The sequence below is a fragment of the Mesorhizobium sp. M5C.F.Ca.IN.020.29.1.1 genome, assembly GCF_003997375.1.
GTDB classification, from domain to species: Bacteria; Pseudomonadota; Alphaproteobacteria; order Rhizobiales; family Rhizobiaceae; genus Mesorhizobium; species Mesorhizobium wenxiniae.
The window spans coordinates 1-2,769 of the sequence record NZ_RZSW01000675.1 but is presented as its reverse complement, the minus strand read 5'-3'; the positions used below and the strand labels follow the sequence as shown (position 1 = coordinate 2,769).

3 protein-coding genes are annotated in these 2,769 nt (G+C 65.3%); all 3 read right to left on the bottom strand.

All coding sequences use genetic code 11. From position 1 onward, the window contains the following. Positions 1–367, bottom strand: a 367-nt coding sequence (locus EOA85_RS31905; protein ID WP_206523413.1) for a proline racemase family protein, incomplete at its 3' end; no start/stop codon positions are given. A 12-nt stretch (positions 368–379) separates the two neighbouring features. Beyond that, positions 380–1,630, bottom strand: a complete 1,251-nt coding sequence (locus tag EOA85_RS31900) for an FAD-binding oxidoreductase (protein ID WP_127212385.1) — start codon at positions 1,628–1,630, stop codon at positions 380–382. A gap of 195 nt (positions 1,631–1,825) precedes the next feature. Next, on the bottom strand, positions 1,826–2,719 hold the full coding sequence (locus tag EOA85_RS31890) for a dihydrodipicolinate synthase family protein (RefSeq protein WP_127212383.1): 894 nt from the start codon (positions 2,717–2,719) through the stop codon (positions 1,826–1,828). Positions 2,720–2,769: the final 50 nt, after the last annotated feature.

Genomic DNA, 2,769 nt, shown 5'->3' with positions numbered 1-2,769 from the left:
GGCCAGCCGGTGTGTCCAGCCTGAGCAAACCCGGCGTCTTCGGCTTGATCAGCCCGTGCTCGATGGCCATCGTCACCGTGCCGATGGTGCCATGACCGCACATTGGCAGACACCCCGAGGTTTCGATGAACAGGATGGCGATGTCACAATCGGGCCGCGTCGGCGGATAGAGGATCGAGCCGGACATCACGTCATGGCCGCGCGGCTCGAACATCAGCCCGGTGCGGATCCAGTCATATTCGGCCAGGAAATGCGCGCGCCGCTCCATCATCGTCGCGCCCTGGAGCAGCGGTCCGCCGCCGGCGACCAGCCGCACCGGATTGCCGCAGGTGTGACCGTCGATGCAGAAGAAGGAGTGGCGCGCCATGTCTAGATCCCGTCAGAAGCGGTTCGGGGAAAACGGAGAAAGATCAAACACCGGATTTTGGCCGAGAATGAGATCGCGGACCAGGCGCCCGGTGGCAGCTGCCTGGGTCAGGCCGAGATGGCCGTGGCCGAAGGCATAGACTATCGTGCCGGCATGCCTGGCGCCACCGATCACCGGCAGCGAATCCGGCAGCGACGGCCGAAACCCCATCCATTCGCGGCCGCCGGCCGGGTCAAGCCCCGGCAGGAATTTTTGTGCCTTGTCGAGCAGCGCTTTCGAGCGGGCGTAGTTGGGCGGCCGCTCGATCCCGCCGAGCTCGACCGCGCCACCGACGCGCACACCGGTTTCGAGCGGGGTGATGACGAAGCCGTGGCCGGAGAAGATCAGTTGCCGCTTCACGTCGAAAGCGGTCCTCGGCAGGGTCGTGTTATAGCCGCGCTCGGTTTCGAGCGGGATGCGGTCGCGGAGATGTTTCGCCAGGAGATGCGACCAGGCGCCGGCGGCGATGACGAGGCATTTTGCTTGCCGCACCGTGCCGTCGGCCAGCGTCAATGTCGCGCCGTCCTGTCCCGCCTCGACATGGTCGATCCTCGCCTTTTCGAAACGCGCGCCGTTGGTCTCGGCAAAGGCCCAGATCGCCTTGCCCAATAATTTCGGATTGGTAACGGTCTTCCATCCCGGTACGAAAGTGCCTTTGACGAAGCGCGGTGACAGGCCCGGCTGCAAGGCGGCCAGAGCGTCGCCCTCGACATGGCTGAAGCCGATGCCGAAGCGCTGCCTCGCCGCCCAGCCGGGCAGCGAAGCCTTGAACTCGGCCTCGCTCTCGTAAAGTTCGAGCGAGCCATCCTCGCGCAGCATGTTTCCGGTGCCCGAGCGCGCCATCAGCCCGGCCCATTCGGCCTCGGCGAGCCGCATCATCCGGGCCTGCGCCGCGAGGCTGGCCTCGTAGCGGTCGCTTCGTCCGGCCCGCCAGAAGCGGATAAGCCAGGGCAGCAGCTTCGGCAGGTAGGCGGGCGGGATGCTGAGCGGGCCGAGCGGGTCGGCAAGCCATTTCGGCAGATGCCTGATCATGCCCTTGTGGGCCAGCGGCAACACATCGGAAAAGGCCAGGGCAGCGGCGTTGCCGGAACTCGTTTCCTCGCAGATGCCCGTTCGATCGAAGATCGTGACGTTTCGCCCCGCCTCGGCCAGATAGGCGGCGACACAGATGCCGATGATGCCGCCACCGATAATGGCGATGTCGAGCGTCGCATCGCTATTCATGGCTGCGCGCCGCGCTGCATGGCTCGGCCTCCGCCTCGCTCCGCACCTTGGAGCCAGCCTCCTCATCCGGCCCTTCGGCCCGCCTTCTCCCCGTCGGGGAGAAGAGGCTGACGCCAGCGTTTGTGACCTCTTCTCCCCTCGGGGAGAAGGTGGCCGCGAAGCGGCCGGATGAGGGGGTCCGCGACATTGCCACCGTTAGAATTGTGGCAGCACGGGCCGCACCGCCAGCGCATCCCTGACGATCTTGTCGACGATCTTTCGGCGCTCGCCCGACAGCGGCTGGCGCGGCATTCGCACGCGGTCGTTGGTGTTGATCGCCAGGACTTCGGCGAGTTTGATGTTCTGCACCAGATAGGTCGACACGTCGAGGTCGAGCAGCGGCCGGAACCAGCGGTAGATTTTTAGCGCCTCCTCGCGGCGGCCCTGCTTCATCAACTGATAGATCGCGACCGTCTCGCGGGGGAACGCGGTGACCAGTCCCGCCACCCAGCCGACGGCACCGACCGACAGCGCCTCGAACGCAAGATTGTCGACGCCGGTGAACAGGTCGTAACGGTCGCCGAAGCGGTTGATGATTTCGGTCGAGCGGCGGATGTCGTCGGAGGATTCCTTGATGGCGACGAAACGCTCGTCCTTCGCCAGTTCCTCCATCTGACCGACGGTGACGTCGACGCGATAGGCAAGCCGGTTGGAATAGATCATAACCGGCAGGTCGCCGGCCTCGGCGACGGCGCGCAGTGCCGCGACCGTCTCCTCCGCATTGGTGTGGTAGATCGGGCTCGGCACCACCATCAGCCCGTTAGCGCCCTTCTTGGCGGCGCGGCGCGCGATCGCGGCCGCCTCGCGCGTGCCGGGCTCGTTGACCGTCAGCAGAACCGGCTTGTTGCCAGCGATCTTCTGCGCGGTCTTCAGCACGTCGATCTTCTCGTCATGCGAGAGCATCGGCCCCTCGCCGAGCGAACCGCAGACGATGATGCCGTCGCAGCCGGCCTCCATCTGCAGCGCAAAGCAGCGCTCCATCTCGGCGTGGTCGAGGCGGTCGTCCTCGGTGAATTTGGTCGTGACGGCGGGGAAAACTCCAGTCCACATGGCGGTCGCTCCATCTGATATATCAGTCGTATATTTATCAAGAAACGGAC

Coding starts and splice junctions, on each gene's coding strand:
- EOA85_RS31890 (WP_127212383.1), bottom strand. CDS start 2,719: ATGTGGACTGGAGTTTTCCCCGCCGTCACGACCAAATTCACCGAGGAC.
- EOA85_RS31900 (WP_127212385.1), bottom strand. CDS start 1,630: ATGAATAGCGATGCGACGCTCGACATCGCCATTATCGGTGGCGGCATC.